The sequence below is a fragment of the Pseudomonas sp. NPDC047961 genome (genome assembly GCF_050272435.1).
Lineage (GTDB): Bacteria > Pseudomonadota > Gammaproteobacteria > Pseudomonadales > Pseudomonadaceae > Stutzerimonas.
Map to the genome: position 1 here is coordinate 1 of NZ_JBNNMD010000007.1, position 15889 is coordinate 15889.

Here is a 15889-nt window from a genome sequence, read left to right on the forward strand (position 1 = left end):
TTATTTTCGCTAACTTCTTGATTTACAAGAGGTTTCGCTAAAGGCCTGCGCCGGAGAAGGTGCGCATTATAGGCACTCAGAAACTCAAGTCAACCGTTGTTTTATTCCGACTTAAGCGAAACACGACCGAAAGCTTTTTTCCCTGCTTGGCAGACGTGAACGGAACCAACGCGGAAGAGAAACGCCCGATCGACAACCTGCCCATCAACCCGCACCCCACCCGAAGCCAACAGATCACGAGCCACGGCCGCATTCTTGACTAGCCCTGCCCGGTTCAACACCGAGGCGATTGGCATATCCTCTATAGAACACAGGTCGATCTCAGGAATATCTTCCGGTAATTCACCCTCTTTCATTCTGTTGCCAGCAGAGCGATGAGCTGTCGCGGCGGCCTCCTCGCCATGAAAGCGAGCAACAATCTCTTCCGCCAGCTTGATTTTGATGTCGCGAGGATTCGCGCCGCGCGAAACATCGACCCGATACTCGTCGATTTCCGCCAGGTCTCGGAAGCTCAACAACTCGAAATACCGCCACATGAGCGCATCCGGAATCGACACCAACTTGCTATACATGACGCCCGGCGCTTCCTGGATCCCGACATAGTTACCCAACGATTTGGACATTTTCTTCACGCCATCCAGACCCTCTAGAAGCGGCATGGTGACGATGCATTGAGACTCCTGCCCATAAGAGCGCTGCAGCTCGCGCCCCATTAACAGATTGAACTTCTGATCCGTCCCACCCAGCTCTACATCCGCCCGCAACGCAACGGAGTCGTAACCCTGGACCAATGGATAAAGGAACTCGTGGATAGCAATAGGCTGGTTGGTCGAGTAGCGCTTATTGAAATCGTCTCTTTCCAACATACGAGCCACGGTGTACTGCGATGCCAAACGAATAAAGTCGGACGGAGTCAAACCATCCATCCAAGAGGAATTGAAGGCCACCTCGGTCTTGGCAGGATCAAGAATTTTGAACACCTGACTTTTATAGGTTTCCGCATTCTCCAGCACCTGATCCCGCGTCAAAGGAGGACGCGTTGCGCTCTTGCCGCTTGGGTCGCCGATCATCCCAGTGAAATCCCCTATAAGGAAGACCACCTGGTGCCCGAGATCCTGAAACTGGCGCAGCTTATTTATAAGCACGGTATGACCGAGATGCAGATCCGGCGCAGTTGGATCGAAGCCGGCCTTGATTCGAAGCGGCAGGCCGCGCTCCAGCTTGTTAACCAGCTCTGCCTCGACGAGCACTTCGTCAGCGCCCCGCTTGATCACCGACAACTGCTCTTGAACCGACTTCATTGGAGGCCCCACGCCAGGAAATAAGGCGGTAAACCTTACAAGAACCCCCGGAAAATTCAACGTCGTCGAACGCGAACCAGCCCGCGGCCGGTGGATTCAAGGGTTGCCTCGACAGCACTTTGCTTATATTTTAGGCAAATATTTTCTCTGTACAAAATATCGCCAGACATTCCAGACTTTCTAATGACCTATTCAAAATCGAAAGCCCCCCTCTACCCGAAGAGCCATCTCCTGGCTGCAAGCGGTATAGCTGCGCTTCTGAGCCTGGCACTTCTTGTATTCCCATCCCGCGAAGTCGAAGCCAAGAAAACCTTTCTCGATCTGCGTCTCGATACCGCCGCAGAATTTGAGACCGCAAGCGAAGAACCTCTTGTTAGCCTTTCGGTTGAGTCCCCCTTCACTCGGACCGAAACCCCTGGCGAACCTGACCTTCAGTCCTTGCAGCAGGAAGACGCCGAAGCGGCTACCAAAGCCACACCTCTGTCGAAAGAAGTGGTCGTGGCGAACGGGGATACGCTGTCGACGGTATTTGCAAAGGTTGGTCTTCCTCAAGCAACAGTTCACGACGTCTTGGCCAGCAGCAAAGAGGCAAAGCAATTTGCTCGCCTGAAGGTTGGCCAGCGCCTAGAATTTGAACTGGATGACCAGGGCAACCTAGCCCAGCTACGCAGCCAGTTGAACAAGCTGGAAAGCGTGCAACTGGAGCGATCTGGCACCAGCTACGTATTCAAGAAGGAACAGCTCAAGCCGGACGTAAGTACTGCTTACGCCTATGGCCGTATAGAGAGCAGCTTGTTCCTAGCTGCGAAGCGCGCAGGACTCAGTCACAACTTGACGATGGATCTGGCCAACGTGTTCGGATACGACATCGATTTCGCCATGGACATACGTAAAGGCGATTCATTCGAGGTGATATACGAGCAAAAAACTGTTGCCGGCGACCGGGTAGGAACAGGCAACATTCTCGCGGCCCGCTTCACCAATCGCGGCAAGAGCTATACAGCTGTCCGCTACACCAACAAGCAGGGCAATAGCAGCTATTACACCGCTGACGGCCAAAGCATGCGCAAGGCTTTCATTCGCACGCCTGTGGACTTCGCGCGCATCAGCTCACGCTTCTCCAACGGTCGCAAACACCCCATCCTGAACAAGATCCGCGCGCACAAAGGTGTGGACTACGCCGCAGCCCGCGGCACGCCCATCAAGAGTGCCGGAGACGGCAAAGTGCTTCTCGCGGGCCGTAAAGGAGGGTACGGCAACACCGTGGTCATTCAACACGGTAATCGTTACCGCACGCTTTATGCCCACATGCAGGGATTTGCCAAAGGCGTACGCAACGGTTCCTCGGTCAAACAGGGCCAAATCATCGGCTATATCGGTACGACCGGCCTGTCGACCGGCCCGCACCTGCATTATGAATTCCAGGTCGATGGCGTGCATGTCGATCCGCTGGGCCTAAAATTGCCAATGGCAGACCCCATTGCGAAGAACGAAAAACAGCGTTTCCTGCAGCTCAGCAATCCCCTTATGGCGCGCATGGACGACGAGCGCGCAACCATGCTGGCAATGAAGAGCGAGTAGATGTCGTTCTACATCGGGGTCATGTCAGGTACCAGTCTGGATGGCCTTGACTTCGCTCTGATTGAGCAGGGTCAACGAACGACCCTGCTGGAGACACATTACGAGCCTATGCCTGGGCAGCTCAAACAGGATCTGCTCGATCTGTGTACGTCCGCTTCTGACGAACTAGCTCGGGCAGCCATTGCTGAACAGGCTTGGGCCGAACTCGCAAGCGCCGGGATACACCAACTGCTACACAAAGCGCAGTTCGCCCCCTCAGCCATCCGTGCGATCGGTAGCCATGGGCAGACCGTGCGGCACGAGCCGCAACGCGGCTTCTCTATCCAGATCGGACACCCTTCTCTACTCGCAGAACTAACCGGCATCAGCGTTGTGACTGATTTTCGTCGGCGTGACATTGCAGCCGGTGGCCAGGGCGCACCGCTGGTACCCGCCTTCCACGAAACCATGTTCAGCGACGCAAAACGGATCAGAGCGGTGCTCAATATTGGCGGGTTCAGCAACGTCAGCTTGCTACATTCTGGCACGCCGACACGCGGTTTCGACTGCGGCCCAGGCAACGTGCTGCTCGACGCTTGGATACATCGCCACCAGGGGCAACCCTATGATTGCGACGGAAACTGGGCATCCAGCGGCCATGTCAATCACCAGTTGCTGACGCTACTGTTAAGTGACAAGTTCTTCTCTACTCATGGCCCAAAGAGCACCGGACGGGAACTATTCAACCTGCCCTGGCTGGACACCCACCTCGCATCTTTCCCCGACCTCGCTCCTGAAGATGTCCAGGCTACGCTGCTCGAACTGACTGCCCGCAGCATCAGCGAATCGCTCATGGCGGCCCAACCTGACGTAGAGGATGTACTGGTCTGCGGCGGCGGTGCACACAACACAGCTCTGATGCAAAGACTGCGAGCATTGCTGCCAACATGCGAGCTGGCGAGCACCACGAGCTACGGAGTAGAACCGGACTGGCTAGAAGCCATGGCATTCGGCTGGTTAGCGCACTGCTGCATAGAGGGTATCGCCGCCAACCGTCCAAGCGTGACAGGCGCTCGCGGGCTGCGAATCCTAGGCGCCATCTACCCTGCATGAGCTGTTCGCGTCGCACGGTCATACCGGCCCGTCACCATCCTGGCTCAGAAACAAAAACACCGTGCCAAGGCACGGTGTCTCTTTGCTGCAAGAGCTCTAGATCGAGAACGACTGGCCGCAACCGCAGGTTGTCGTAGCGTTCGGGTTTTTGATGATGAAGCGTGAACCCTCCAAGCCTTCCTGATAGTCGACTTCAGCACCAGCTAAATACTGGTAGCTCATCGGGTCCACCACCAAGCTCACACCCTCACGTTCAATGATGGTGTCGTCTTCCGCGAGCTCCTCATCGAACGTAAAACCATACTGAAAACCAGAGCAACCGCCGCCGGTGACGAAGACACGCAGCTTCAGCCGCGGATTGCCCTCTTCATCGACCAGACTCTTCACCTTGCTCGCGGCGCCCTGACTAAACTGGATCGCGGTGGGCGTGAAGGATTCGACACTCATTTGGTTCTCCTGGCGCGTGAACGCACGTTACTGCTTGACGCCGCATTATCGGCTTGTCCTACAAAATCGGTCAACTATTCATCGATCACGGGCCGATACGATGCCGATCTCAAGCGATTTCACTGACAGCCAGTTCAGGGCAGCAAAGCCGCATTGCCAAGGCCGAGGCGCTCATCCAGCCCGAAGATAATGTTCATGTTCTGTAGCGCCTGACCGGACGCGCCTTTAACAAGGTTATCGATGACCGACAGCACGACCACCAGATCTCCATCTTGAGGGCGATGGATTGCGATACGGCATACATTGGCACCGCGAACACTGCGCGTCTCTGGATGACTGCCTGCAGGCATCACATCGACAAACGGCTCGCTAGCGTAACGTTGTTCGTAAAGCGCTTGCAGATCCACCGAGGTGTCGGCAACCGTCGCGTACAAAGTGGCATGAATGCCGCGGATCATCGGCGTCAAATGAGGAACGAAGGTCAACCCCACATTACCCCCGGCGGCACGTCGCAGCCCTTGGGTGATCTCTGGCAGATGACGGTGACCTTTGACGGCGTAGGCCATCATGCTTTCGCCCGCCTCAGTGAACAACGAGCCGATCTTCGCTGCTCTTCCGGCGCCGCTGACGCCCGACTTACAGTCGGCTATTAGCCGAGACGTATCGGCCAGGCCACGCTCCAGCAACGGCAGGTAGCCGAGCTGGGTTGCCGTGGGATAGCAACCGGGCACAGCAATCAGGCGCGCCCCCTTGATCTGTTCACGGTTCACTTCCGGCAGCCCGTAAACCGCTTCGGGCAGCAGGGCAGGCGCCCCATGTGGCTGGCCATACCACTTGGCCCACTCATCCGCATCTTGCAGGCGGAAGTCCGCGGAGAGGTCGATAACCCGAGTACCGGCATCCAACAGCTCCCCCGCTAGGGCATGGGCGACGCCATGGGGAGTGGCGAAGAAGACCACATCGCAGGCGCCTAGCGTTGCGGTGTCGGGCACACTGAAGGCCAGCTCGTCGTAGTGGCCTCGGAGATTCGGATACATATCCGTCACCTTGACCCCGTTTTCGGAGCGGGAGGTGATCACAGCCACTTCCGCCTGGGGGTGCTGGGCTAGCAGACGCAGCAACTCGACCCCGGTGTAGCCTGTGCCGCCAACGATTCCGACCTTGACCATGAGCTGCCTCTCGCAGTGGAACGATAAAGAACGCTGATGATAAAGGCGCCTGCGCTCAGGGCCAACCACCGAGATGACGCGCGGGCCCTCAAGCCACTACTATCGAGCTGACTCTGAACCGAAGGAACTTCCGAATGCTCTATCTCTGGCTGAAAGCCCTGCACATCGTTGCAATAGTCTGCTGGTTCGCGGGGCTGTTCTATCTGCCGAGATTGTTCGTTTATCACGCCATGAGCGAGGACGCGATCAGTCGAGAGCGGTTCCAGGTCATGGAACGCAAACTCTATCGCGGCATTATGATTCCCTCGATGGTCGCCACGCTGGCTTTTGGCATAGGCATGATTGCGCTTAACCCTGCCCTGTTCAGCGGAGGGTGGCTACACGCCAAGCTCGCACTGGTTGTCCTGCTGATCGGCTATCACCATATGTGTGGCGCTCAGCTAAAACGATTCGCACGCGACGAAAACACTCGCAGCCATGTGTTCTACCGCTGGTTCAATGAGTTTCCGGTATTGCTGCTACTGGCTATCGTCATTCTGGTCGTCATCAAACCATTCTGAAACCGACTCAAGGAATCTGCCATGTCATTGCCAGCACTCCTAGAAGAGCGCCTTAGCCTGCCATTGGTCGCCGCTCCCATGTTCCTGGTATCAAACCCTGCACTGGTAGCAGCATGTTGCACCAGCGGTGTGGTCGGCAGCTTTCCTGCACTGAATCAGCGAGAAAGCAGCGGTTTCCGTGATTGGCTACAGGAGATAGACCACCACCTGTCGGGTGCCCATAAACCTGCGCCGTATGCGGTCAATCTGATCGTGCATCACAGCAATCCTCGGCTCCAGGCTGATCTTTCAATATGCGTGGAGCAGCGGGTGCCTATTGTCATTACCAGTCTCGGCGCCGTGAAAGAAGTGGTGGACGCCGTTCACAGCTACGGCGGGCTGGTTTTTCATGATGTCACCACGCGGCGCCATGCTGAGAAAGCTGCTGATGCTGGGGTTGATGGTCTGATAGCGGTGGCAGCAGGCGCAGGCGGGCACGCCGGCACTTGGAGCCCCTTTGCCTTGGTGGCAGAAATTCGCCAGTTCTTCGACAAAACACTGCTGCTCTCCGGCTGCCTCAACCATGGCCACGAGATACTCGCGGCGCAGCTCCTCGGCGCGGACCTGGCCTATATGGGGACGCGCTTCATTGCCACCCGCGAAAGCCAGGCTTCGGATGAATACAAGCAGATGCTTCTGCAGGCACATGCTGCGGACATCATTCACACCGCAGCGGTTTCAGGCGTACCTGCAAGCTTCCTGCGTCAAAGCCTGCAGCAAGCCGGCTACGACGAGGAGCGCCTGAAAAACAAAGGCGAAATGAATTATGCAGAAAAGCTCAAGCCTGTCAGCGATGAGGCCAAAGCATGGAAAACCGTGTGGTCGGCGGGCCAGGGCGTGGGGGAAATACGAGACCTGCCGACCAGTGAAGAACTGATTGCCCGTCTGGATCGGGAATACCGTGCCGCCCACGATCACGCAGCGCAGCTGTCGCATCGCTGGCTGCACCAACCGTGACGCATCTCTCAATTGCCACAAGCCTCGTGCAACTCTGATTGGCGCCGCTTGTTGGCCGTTCACCCGCCATTTAGGCTTGCGCGAAAAACCGGCAACAGGGACGCTGGATGAGCACTGATCAATTCCGAATCGTTTTCGACGGTGAACTTGTACCGGGTGTATCGCCCGATACGGCCAAGAGCAACCTGACCCGACTCTTTAAAAGCGACGCCGACAAAGTCGAGCGCCTGTTTGGTCGTGGCTCAGTACATATCAAGCGTAACCTGAGCGCTCCGGAAGCTGACCGATACGTGCAAGCGCTGCAGCGTGCCGGCATCCAGGCACGCAAGGAACCCGAAGCAGCAGAAGGTCTGACGCTCACAATCGCTGACTATGCGCCGGCATCTTCGAGCGAGGTCCCTATCGCCAGTGAGCAGATGGACTGCCCCAAATGCGGCCACACTCAGCCAGCCGCTATCGAATGCCACAGCTGCGGCATCGTTATCCAGAAGTACCTGGCACGCCAGGCACAGCTGGGCGAAACGCCAGCGCAACGTTACAGCGCTGCGCATCCGTACGCTCCGCCCCGCGCTGAAGTGGGCACCCCGACTGCGGAGTACGGCGAGCTAAAAGTATTTACAACACAAGGCAGAATTGGCCGGTTGCGCTATCTGGCCTGGACAATGGCGCTGACGGCTGCGGCGCTGGGCCTAATGTTAGTAGCAGGCATGATGTCCGCCGCCTCAGTCGTGCTCGGTGTGATTCTTACCGGCGTATTCGGCATCGCTTTCCTGCTCGTAAGTATTCAGATTGGCGTGCAGCGTTTGCATGACCTGGGTTGGTCCGGCTGGCTCATGTTGCTCTATCTGGTGCCGATCATCGGCACCGTCTTGCCACTAGTGGTATTGCTGATGCCCGGCAACCCTGGTGTGAATCGCTTCGGCCCGCCACAACCACCGAATAGCCGGGCGGTAAAAATTCTCGCGGCGCTCTGGCTGCTTGTGCCTGTGATCGGCGTCCTGGCCGCCATCGTCTTGCCAACCTACCAGTAAGCTGTAGCGCTCATTGGGGGGCAGCACGCCAGTCAGGCCAGCACGGCTCGCCCCGAAGCCCAACCACGAAGCTCGTCCAGTTTTTCGGCCATCACCACCGAAAGCGGTGCAGTCGCCCGGATACAGTGCAGAAGCATGTCCTGATCGGGTTCGCGAGATTGGGCCTGACCAGCATAGACGGCCGATACCACCACCTGTTCGATCTCCGCACCGGAGAAACCATCACAGGCCACCGCAAGTGCTTCCAGATTGAACTGATCGGCTTTCAATTCACGCCGTGCCAGATGAATTCGAAAGATCTCAGCCCGCGTTGATGTATCGGGCAGGTCGACGAAGAACAGCTCGTCAAAGCGGCCTTTGCGCAGCAGTTCTGGCGGAAGCCGATCCACCGCATTGGCAGTCGCAACCATAAACACCGGCGCTTCACGCTCAGCCATCCAGGTCAGCAGGGTGCCTAGGACTCGCTGACTGACGCCGCCATCCATCTCGCCCGTCGCGAGCCCCTTCTCCAACTCGTCCATCCATAACACGCAAGGCGCCATCTGTTCGGCCAGTTTTAGCGCCTCGCGCAGATTGCGCTCGGTTTCACCGAAGAACTTGTTGTATAGGCAAGCAAAATCCAGGCGCAGCAGTGGCAACCCCCAGAGCCCAGCGACCGCCTTGGCTGCCATGCTCTTACCGCCACCCTGCACGCCGACAAGCATCACCCCGCGCGGCCTATCCGATCCGCTGCCTGCCACAAAGGCAGCCTGACGTTGCACCAGCCATCGCTTAAGGTTCTGCAGCCCTCCAACATCAGCGAAACGCTCTGTTTCGTATTCGAAGCCGAGCACGCCTTCCATGTCCAACAACTCAAATTTCTTGCGATTGAGCTCCGGCAGATCTTCCTGTGTGATCGCGCCGTCGTCGCAGATCAGGCTGTGCGCCAAGCTGCGAGCTTCGGCATGACTGAGCCCACGCAAATTCTTCACGACCTGCTGCAGAGTGCGATTGTCGGTACGTACGCGGGCGCCTCGATTACGCTCGCTCCAGACGGTCGCTTCATCCCGAACGATGCTCAGCAGCTCCTCCTCGGACGGCAGGGTGAGACTGAATCGAGCCGCGTAGCGCTGAACCTCCGGGGGTAACTTGAGGGCATGGGAAACCAGCACAAGCGTGGGCGCAGAAGGCCCTTGCGCCATTGCGATTTCCTTCAACAAACGCACCGAACGTGGCTCATCGAGAAACGGATGTAGATCGCAGAACACATACAGATTGCCAAGGGGATCGTGCTTGACCCGTCTCAATGCAACCTCAGCTGAACAGCTTTCGCCGGCATCCAGCGCCTCGCCACCGAACGCGAGATGCCGCAAGCCTTCCGTCACGGACCAAACATGCAGCGTCATACCCCGGTTCACAGCCAATCCGCTCAGGGTTTCGAGCACCCGACGCTCGTCCCAGGACTCGATCAGCACCAATCGCAGCCTTGATTCGAGCACCAGAGCCAAGTCGTGGATATCATTCTTCATTCGCTATGCTCCGTGCCAGCTGACCAGTCCGAAAATCGCCTGTTACACTGCTTTCTGATCAATTCTGGAGAAACGCCGTGGATTGTCTATTTTGCAAGATCGTGGCCGGGGCTATCCCTGCGCAGAAGATCTATGAAGACGAACAGGTTATCGCCTTCAATGACATCGCGCCCCAGGCGCCGGTACATTTCCTGGTAATTCCGAAAAAACATATCGCGACCCTGCATGATCTAAGCGAAGACGACGACAAGATCCTTGCTGGGCATATTCTTTTTACCGCGCAGCGTCTCGCTGAAGAGCAGGGCTGCCAGGAAGGCTTTCGGGTTGTCATGAACTGCAACGACCTTGGCGGTCAGACGGTCCATCACATACATATGCATGTGCTCGGCCAGCGTCAGATGCATTGGCCCCCCGGCTGAACACCCGCTACCCAAACGCACCACCCACTGTCCACGCCTGCTCCGAATCATCTGGAGGCGACATGCCCAACCAACGCCAATACTCACCTGCCGACCGTCTGCTGCTGCAGGCCGATGCCGCGTTACGGACGCTGCTGCCGTTCAGCGGCCAACCTCAGCGACCGACTCCCGCCGTATTAAAGAACGAGGCCGAGCTGAGCGACAGCCAAGCGCGTCACGTTGCCGGCCTGATGCGCATCAATCACACCGGTGAGGTCTGCGCGCAGGCCCTATATCAGGGGCAGGCACTGACGGCACGGTTGCCGAGAGTACGGGAGGCGATGGAGCGAGCTGCAGCTGAAGAAATCGACCACCTGGCCTGGTGTGAACAGCGTATTCACCAGCTGGGCAGTCACACCAGTGTTCTGAATCCGCTTTTTTACGGATTGTCGTTCGGCATCGGCGCATCAGCTGGCCTGATCAGCGACCGGATCAGCTTGGGCTTCGTAGCCGCCACCGAGGATCAAGTCTGCAAACATCTGGATGAACATCTCGAGCAGATTCCACAAGACGACGAGAAGACCCGGGCAATACTCGAGCAGATGCGCACGGACGAAGCGCAGCACTCGACCGCCGCTCTGGATGCCGGGGGCTTGCGCTTCCCAGCGCCAGTGAAGTTCGGCATGAGCCTGATGGCTAAGGTGATGACTAAAACCACCTACCGGATCTAACCCGATCCTAACGAAGAGGGCGCCTACATGGCGCCCTTCTTCTTTCAGAAGACCGTTGTCTTAGCTCGGCATATTGCGCGCATAGAAAATCTCCAGCATTTCATGGCGCAGACGCTCCTCCACCTCTCCACGTTGTTCTGGCGAAAGATTGCAAGTGGCGTCCCCGAATAGATAATTCTCCAGCTCGAAGTCTTTCAACAGCATCTTGGTGTGGAAGAGGTTCTCTTGATACACGTTCACATCGGTCATCTGATAGGCCGATCGGGTGTCTTCAGATAGATAGTTCTGAATTGAGTTTATTTCGTGGTCGATGAAGTGCTTCTTGCCTTCGACGTCACGAGTAAAGCCGCGAACCCGATAATCGACGGTGACAATATCCGAATCGAACCGATGGATCAGATAGTTGAGGGCTTTGAGCGGTGAGATAACGCCGCAAGTCGACACGTCGATATCCACCCGAAAGGTGGCAATACCTTCGACCGGATGGATCTCTGGATACGTGTGAACGGTGATATGACTCTTGTCCAGATGCGCCAGAATGGTCTCAGGCAACGGACCAGGTGACTCTTCGATCTGGCTGTCGGTGGGCGTTACCGGTTGTTCAGAGATAAGGATGGTCACGCTTGCGCCTTGCGGCTCGTAATCCTGCCGCGCAATGTTCAGGATATTTGCACCAATGATCTCTACAACATCAGTCAGAATCTGCGTTAGCCGCTGCGCGTCATACTGTTCGTTGATGTACTCCACATATGCCTGCTGGTCTTCCTGTGTTTCGGCATAGCAGATGTCGTAAATATTGAAGCTCAAGGACTTGGTCAGGTTGTTGAACCCGTGGAGCCTGAGTTTGCTTTTAAGCATTGGAGACTCTCTTCGATGCGGCGCACCGCGTGATCGAGCGTGCCCGTCAGATACCCCTGTATCTGTGTAGGACTGCAAACACCTCTTCGCATTTGCGATCGTGGCTGAGTTGTTCTAGCAAAACGCCCCGCTAAAACGGGGCGCGCATTATGCCGGTCGATGCCGCCCGACCCCATTCCGGTAGCCCTAATCAGATGCCGGCTTCGGTAGTGCCCGGCATTGTCGAGTCGACGAAGTTCGCCGGACTGACGTCAGCCAAGCTCGACGATCTCATAGTCATGGCTGATTTCCACACCCGCGCGGCCGAGCATGATCGAGGCGGAGCAGTACTTCTCGGCAGACAGTTCCACGGCACGCTTGACTTGCGCGTCCTTCAATCCACGTCCCTTAACGACGAAGCGCAGGTGGATCTTTGTGAACACCTTCGGGTCCTCATCAGCGCGCTCTGCCTCAAGAAAGGCTTCACAGCTTTCCACAGCCTGGCGCGACTTTTTCAGGATGCTCACGACATCAAAGTTGCTGCAGCCACCGAGGCCCAGCAAGAGCATTTCCATCGGACGGACACCTAGATTGCGTCCACCATTTTCTGGTGGACCATCCATGACCACGACATGGCCGCTGCCGGACTCGCCAAGGAACATTGCCTCGCCAGCCCACTGAATGCGCGCTTTCATCGATAGACCCCGCTTGAAAAGGAGCGAAGCTTAGCATGACCATAGGCGGTCACTGGAGGCGGTAAACCGACGAAATGAATGCCCAAAAGTTGATATTCGTGTCGCAGTTTTATTGTCGACCCGAACGGGTCTGTTAAGCTCGCTAAGCCTGATAACAGAACTCAGTCATACATAATAAGAACTGCCTCCTATTGGACACATCTTCCGGGACTACAGCATGGTCGCTATTACACTCACGCCCAAGATCAAGAACATCGACAAACTACTTGCACATTGCCATCGCCGACGCTACACCGCCAAGAGCACTATCATCTATGCCGGTGACCGTAGCGAAACGCTTTTCTTCATCGTTAAAGGTTCGGTCACGATCCTGATCGAAGACGACGATGGTCGTGAAATGATCATTGCCTATCTCAACTCCGGCGACTTCTTCGGAGAGATGGGATTGTTCGAGAAAGAAGGTTCAGAAAAAGAGCGCAGCGCATGGGTTCGCGCTAAGACTGAATGTGAAGTAGCAGAACTGAGCTATGCCAAATTCCGTGAACTGACCCAGCAAGACCCCGATATTCTTTATGCGCTCGGCAGCCAGATGGCTGAACGCTTGCGCAACACGACGCGCAAGGTGGGTGATCTGGCGTTCCTCGACGTAACCGGTCGCGTAGCCCGCACATTGCTCGACCTGTGCAAGCAGCCCGATGCGATGACGCACCCCGATGGCATGCAGATCAAGATCACTCGCCAGGAGATCGGCCGCATCGTTGGTTGCTCGAGGGAAATGGTCGGGCGTGTACTGAAGAGCCTGGAATCCCAGGGGTTGGTACACGTGAAAGGCAAGACCATGGTGGTATTCGGCACTCGCTGAGCCAACCGTCACGCCAATAATAAAGCCGGCTATTAACCGGCTTTTTTATTCACGCTGCTTATTCGGGATCGACCGACGACCGTAGGTTCGCGCGTCCGGGAAAGAACAAACGCTGCAGCTCAACCCCAGGCTGCTCGGCTCGCATGAAAGCCTCTCCCACCAAAAACGCATACACCTGGTTGATTTCCATCAACTCAACGTCGGCACGATGAAGAATGCCGCTTTCGGTAACCGCCAGACGGTCTCGAGGGATGCGTGGCAGCAGATCGAGAGTCGTTTCCAGGCTGAGTTCGAAGGTGTGAAGGTTACGGTTGTTGATCCCGACCAGAGGCGTATCGAGGCGCAGCGCGCGCTCCAGCTCTGCTCCATCATGGACCTCGACCAATACGTCCAGATTCTGAGCCTTCGCCACATCGGCCAGCTCCGCCATCTGACCGTCCTCCAGCGCAGCGACGATCAGCAGAATACAGTCCGCGCCCAAGGCTCTGGCTTCGATGATCTGGTAGGGGTCGACCATGAAGTCCTTACGGATGACAGGCAGTTTGCATGCCGCGCGCGCTTGCTTCAGGTAGTCGTCGGCCCCTTGAAAGAAGTCGATGTCGGTCAATACCGAGAGGCAGGTGGCGCCACCTGCCTCATAGCTTCTGGCGATGTCCGCCGGCACGAAATCCTCTCGCAGCACCCCTTTGCTTGGTGAGGCTTTCTTAATTTCTGCAATCACAGCCGGTTGTTTGTTACGCGCCTGCTCCTGCAGCCGGCGGGCAAAACCGCGGACCGGGTCGGCTGCCGCCGCCATTGTTTCGAGTTCAGCCAGGCCGACCCGGCCGCGACGCTCAGTCACTTCCTCGCGCTTGCGCCTAATGATCTTTTCCAGAACCGTCGGCACACTGGTCATTGTGAACTCTCCTGCTTGAACACCACGGTGAAGGACACCAGCTCCTCGAACTTGTCTCGCGCCAAACCTGTATGCAACGCATCGTGAGCGATCTCTACGCCCTGCTTCAGGCTGCTGGCGATATCGGCCGCGTAAAGCGCAGCACCGGCATTGAGGACGATCATGTCGGCAGCCTTTTGCCCATTGTCCGTTTTGCGCCGTCCCAGTGCGTCGCGAATCAGCGCCAGCGAACCCTGTGCATCCTCGACATTGAGACCTATCAGGCTCTGGCTCTTGATCCCGAAATCTTCAGGCTGGATACGGTATTCGGTGATCTCGCCCTTGTTCAGTTCGGCGACATAGGTCGGGGCCGCCAGACTGATCTCGTCAAGCCCATCCTGCGCATGCACCACCAACACATGCTGGCTTCCCAGGCGCGACAGCACCTCGGCCATGGGCCGGCAGAGTTCCTTGCTGAACACGCCAAGCACCTGATGCTTGACGCCTGCGGGGTTGGACATCGGGCCGAGGATGTTGAAAAGCGTGCGCAGGCCCAGCTCGCGACGTGGGCCTGCGGCAAATTTCATCGCGCCGTGATGCGCAGGCGCGAACATGAAGCCAACACCCACTGCATCGACGCTGCGCGCAACCTGCTCGGGCGTGAGATCCAGGTAAACACCGGCCGCTTCGAGCAGGTCGGCGCTGCCACTCTTGCCCGACACCGCACGGTTACCGTGCTTGGCCACCTTGCCTCCCGCGGCGGCGACCACGAAGGCTGCGGCAGTTGAAACATTGAAAATGTTCATCCCATCGCCACCGGTACCGCAGGTGTCCACCAATCGATGGGTATCGAAATGCACCGGTTCGGCCAGCTCACGCATCACCTGTACGGCGCCGACGATCTCGTCGATCGTTTCGCTCTTCATGCGCATGCCCATGAGGAACGCGCCAATCTGCGCATCGGTGCACTGACCAGTCATGATCTGGCGCATCACCGCCTTCATCTCATCGGTACTCAAGTCCAGCTGACCGACGATGCGGTTGAGGGCTTCCTTGATATCCATCAGCGCACGCCTCCGGTCTGTTTAAGAAAATTGGCGAACAATTCGTGCCCCTGCTCGGTGAGGATTGACTCAGGATGAAACTGCACGCCTTCAATGTTCAGCGTCTTATGCCGCAAGCCCATGATCTCGTCGACACTGCCATCTTCCAGTTGCGTCCAGGCAGTGATTTCCAGACAGTCGGGAAGCGTTTCGCGCTTGACCACCAACGAGTGGTAGCGCGTCACCGTTAATGGATTGTTCAGGCCGGCGAACACGCCCGTGTTCTGGTGAGCGACCGGACTCGTCTTGCCGTGCATGACCTGACGCGCCCGCACGACCTCACCACCAAACGCTTGCCCGATGCTCTGATGGCCAAGACAAACGCCTAGAATCGGCAGCTTGCCGGCGAAATGGCGGATCAGGTCGAGTGAAACTCCCGCCTCGTTCGGCGTGCAGGGGCCAGGCGATACGACGATACGCTCCGGGTTCAGTGCTTCGATTTCGGCGACGCTCAACTCATCGTTGCGCACCACTTTGACGTCAGCACCGAGTTCGCCGAGGTATTGCACGACGTTGTAAGTAAAGGAATCGTAGTTATCCAGCATTAGCAGCATTTGCGTCACCCTAGGGCTTGAGGCTGATCCACCACCTGCCATGACGGTCCGAACCGGCGCGATAGCGGCTCGGCAGAACGATCGGTAATACAGGTGTGAACGGGGTATTCCGGCACGGGGCCAGCAACGAGGATCAGGCGCGCCAACGCC

Annotated in this window: 17 protein-coding genes; 8 read left to right on the forward strand and 9 right to left on the reverse strand. The window is 57.1% G+C overall.

Annotated elements, in window-relative coordinates; all coding sequences use genetic code 11:
- Nucleotides 1–101 precede the first annotated feature (101 nt).
- Nucleotides 102–1301 (reverse strand): tyrosine--tRNA ligase, encoded by a 1200-nt coding sequence (gene tyrS / locus ACQKIK_RS20065; RefSeq protein WP_499137250.1) that lies wholly within the window; start codon nt 1299–1301, stop codon nt 102–104.
- 183 nt (nt 1302–1484) lie between these two features.
- Here tyrS and ACQKIK_RS20070 point away from each other — a divergent pair, with 183 nt between their 5' ends.
- Nucleotides 1485–2882, forward strand: a complete 1398-nt coding sequence (locus ACQKIK_RS20070; protein ID WP_499137397.1) for a peptidoglycan DD-metalloendopeptidase family protein — start codon at nt 1485–1487, stop codon at nt 2880–2882.
- A complete protein-coding gene (locus ACQKIK_RS20075) occupies nt 2883–3974 on the forward strand; it encodes an anhydro-N-acetylmuramic acid kinase (RefSeq protein ID WP_499137251.1) in 1092 nt (363 codons plus the stop codon). It begins immediately after the preceding gene.
- 96 nt (nt 3975–4070) lie between these two features.
- Here ACQKIK_RS20075 and erpA read toward each other — a convergent pair whose 3' ends face one another.
- Together erpA and argC are read right to left on the reverse strand one after the other, a co-directional pair.
- Nucleotides 4071–4421: an iron-sulfur cluster insertion protein ErpA gene (erpA, locus tag ACQKIK_RS20080; protein WP_045430630.1), complete on the reverse strand. Its 351-nt coding sequence runs from the start codon at nt 4419–4421 to the stop codon at nt 4071–4073.
- A gap of 134 nt (nt 4422–4555) precedes the next feature.
- Nucleotides 4556–5590 carry an N-acetyl-gamma-glutamyl-phosphate reductase gene (gene argC / locus ACQKIK_RS20085; protein ID WP_046164302.1) on the reverse strand — a complete coding sequence of 345 codons (1035 nt, stop codon included), beginning with the start codon at nt 5588–5590 and terminating at the stop codon, nt 4556–4558.
- 134 nt (nt 5591–5724) lie between these two features.
- On the opposite strand from argC, the gene hemJ reads away from it, so the two are divergent.
- From hemJ to ACQKIK_RS20100, 3 genes are all read left to right on the forward strand, one after another.
- Nucleotides 5725–6150 (forward strand): protoporphyrinogen oxidase HemJ, encoded by a 426-nt coding sequence (gene hemJ, locus ACQKIK_RS20090; RefSeq protein WP_045430635.1) that lies wholly within the window; start codon nt 5725–5727, stop codon nt 6148–6150.
- A gap of 21 nt (nt 6151–6171) precedes the next feature.
- Nucleotides 6172–7146, forward strand: coding sequence for an NAD(P)H-dependent flavin oxidoreductase (locus ACQKIK_RS20095; protein WP_499137252.1), 975 nt, complete (start codon nt 6172–6174; stop codon nt 7144–7146).
- A gap of 107 nt (nt 7147–7253) precedes the next feature.
- Nucleotides 7254–8177 carry a DUF805 domain-containing protein gene (locus ACQKIK_RS20100; RefSeq protein ID WP_499137253.1) on the forward strand — a complete coding sequence of 308 codons (924 nt, stop codon included), beginning with the start codon at nt 7254–7256 and terminating at the stop codon, nt 8175–8177.
- A gap of 32 nt (nt 8178–8209) precedes the next feature.
- On the opposite strand, the gene ACQKIK_RS20105 is transcribed toward ACQKIK_RS20100, so the two are convergent.
- Complete coding sequence (locus ACQKIK_RS20105; RefSeq protein ID WP_499137254.1) at nt 8210–9685, reverse strand: AAA family ATPase; 1476 nt, start codon at nt 9683–9685, stop codon at nt 8210–8212.
- 77 nt (nt 9686–9762) lie between these two features.
- On the opposite strand from ACQKIK_RS20105, the gene ACQKIK_RS20110 reads away from it, so the two are divergent.
- A complete protein-coding gene (locus ACQKIK_RS20110; RefSeq protein WP_127838361.1) occupies nt 9763–10104 on the forward strand; it encodes a histidine triad nucleotide-binding protein in 342 nt (113 codons plus the stop codon).
- A gap of 62 nt (nt 10105–10166) precedes the next feature.
- Nucleotides 10167–10814 carry a 2-polyprenyl-3-methyl-6-methoxy-1,4-benzoquinone monooxygenase gene (gene coq7 / locus ACQKIK_RS20115; RefSeq protein ID WP_463308729.1) on the forward strand — a complete coding sequence of 216 codons (648 nt, stop codon included), beginning with the start codon at nt 10167–10169 and terminating at the stop codon, nt 10812–10814.
- A 60-nt stretch (nt 10815–10874) separates the two neighbouring features.
- Here coq7 and speD read toward each other — a convergent pair whose 3' ends face one another.
- Nucleotides 10875–11672, reverse strand: coding sequence for an adenosylmethionine decarboxylase (gene speD / locus ACQKIK_RS20120; RefSeq protein WP_499137255.1), 798 nt, complete (start codon nt 11670–11672; stop codon nt 10875–10877).
- A gap of 251 nt (nt 11673–11923) precedes the next feature.
- The gene (locus ACQKIK_RS20125; protein ID WP_045430653.1) at nt 11924–12346 is read right to left on the reverse strand and encodes an OsmC family protein; all 423 of its coding nucleotides are present in this window, start codon (nt 12344–12346) and stop codon (nt 11924–11926) included.
- A 217-nt stretch (nt 12347–12563) separates the two neighbouring features.
- On the opposite strand from ACQKIK_RS20125, the gene crp reads away from it, so the two are divergent.
- Nucleotides 12564–13208, forward strand: coding sequence for a cAMP-activated global transcriptional regulator CRP (gene crp / locus ACQKIK_RS20130; RefSeq protein WP_045430655.1), 645 nt, complete (start codon nt 12564–12566; stop codon nt 13206–13208).
- A gap of 58 nt (nt 13209–13266) precedes the next feature.
- Here crp and trpC read toward each other — a convergent pair whose 3' ends face one another.
- Genes trpC through ACQKIK_RS20145 form a run of 3 tightly spaced genes read right to left on the reverse strand, consistent with a single transcriptional unit; the run spans nt 13267 to nt 15739 of the window.
- Entirely contained in the window at nt 13267–14103 is an 837-nt protein-coding gene (gene trpC / locus ACQKIK_RS20135; protein ID WP_241530107.1) for an indole-3-glycerol phosphate synthase TrpC, read from the reverse strand.
- A complete protein-coding gene (trpD, locus tag ACQKIK_RS20140; RefSeq protein ID WP_045430659.1) occupies nt 14100–15146 on the reverse strand; it encodes an anthranilate phosphoribosyltransferase in 1047 nt (348 codons plus the stop codon). The genes trpC and trpD overlap by 4 nt, the downstream gene beginning before the upstream one ends.
- Nucleotides 15146–15739 (reverse strand): aminodeoxychorismate/anthranilate synthase component II, encoded by a 594-nt coding sequence (locus ACQKIK_RS20145; protein ID WP_045430661.1) that lies wholly within the window; start codon nt 15737–15739, stop codon nt 15146–15148. The genes trpD and ACQKIK_RS20145 overlap by 1 nt, the downstream gene beginning before the upstream one ends.
- Between the last annotated feature and the right edge of the window lie 150 nt (nt 15740–15889).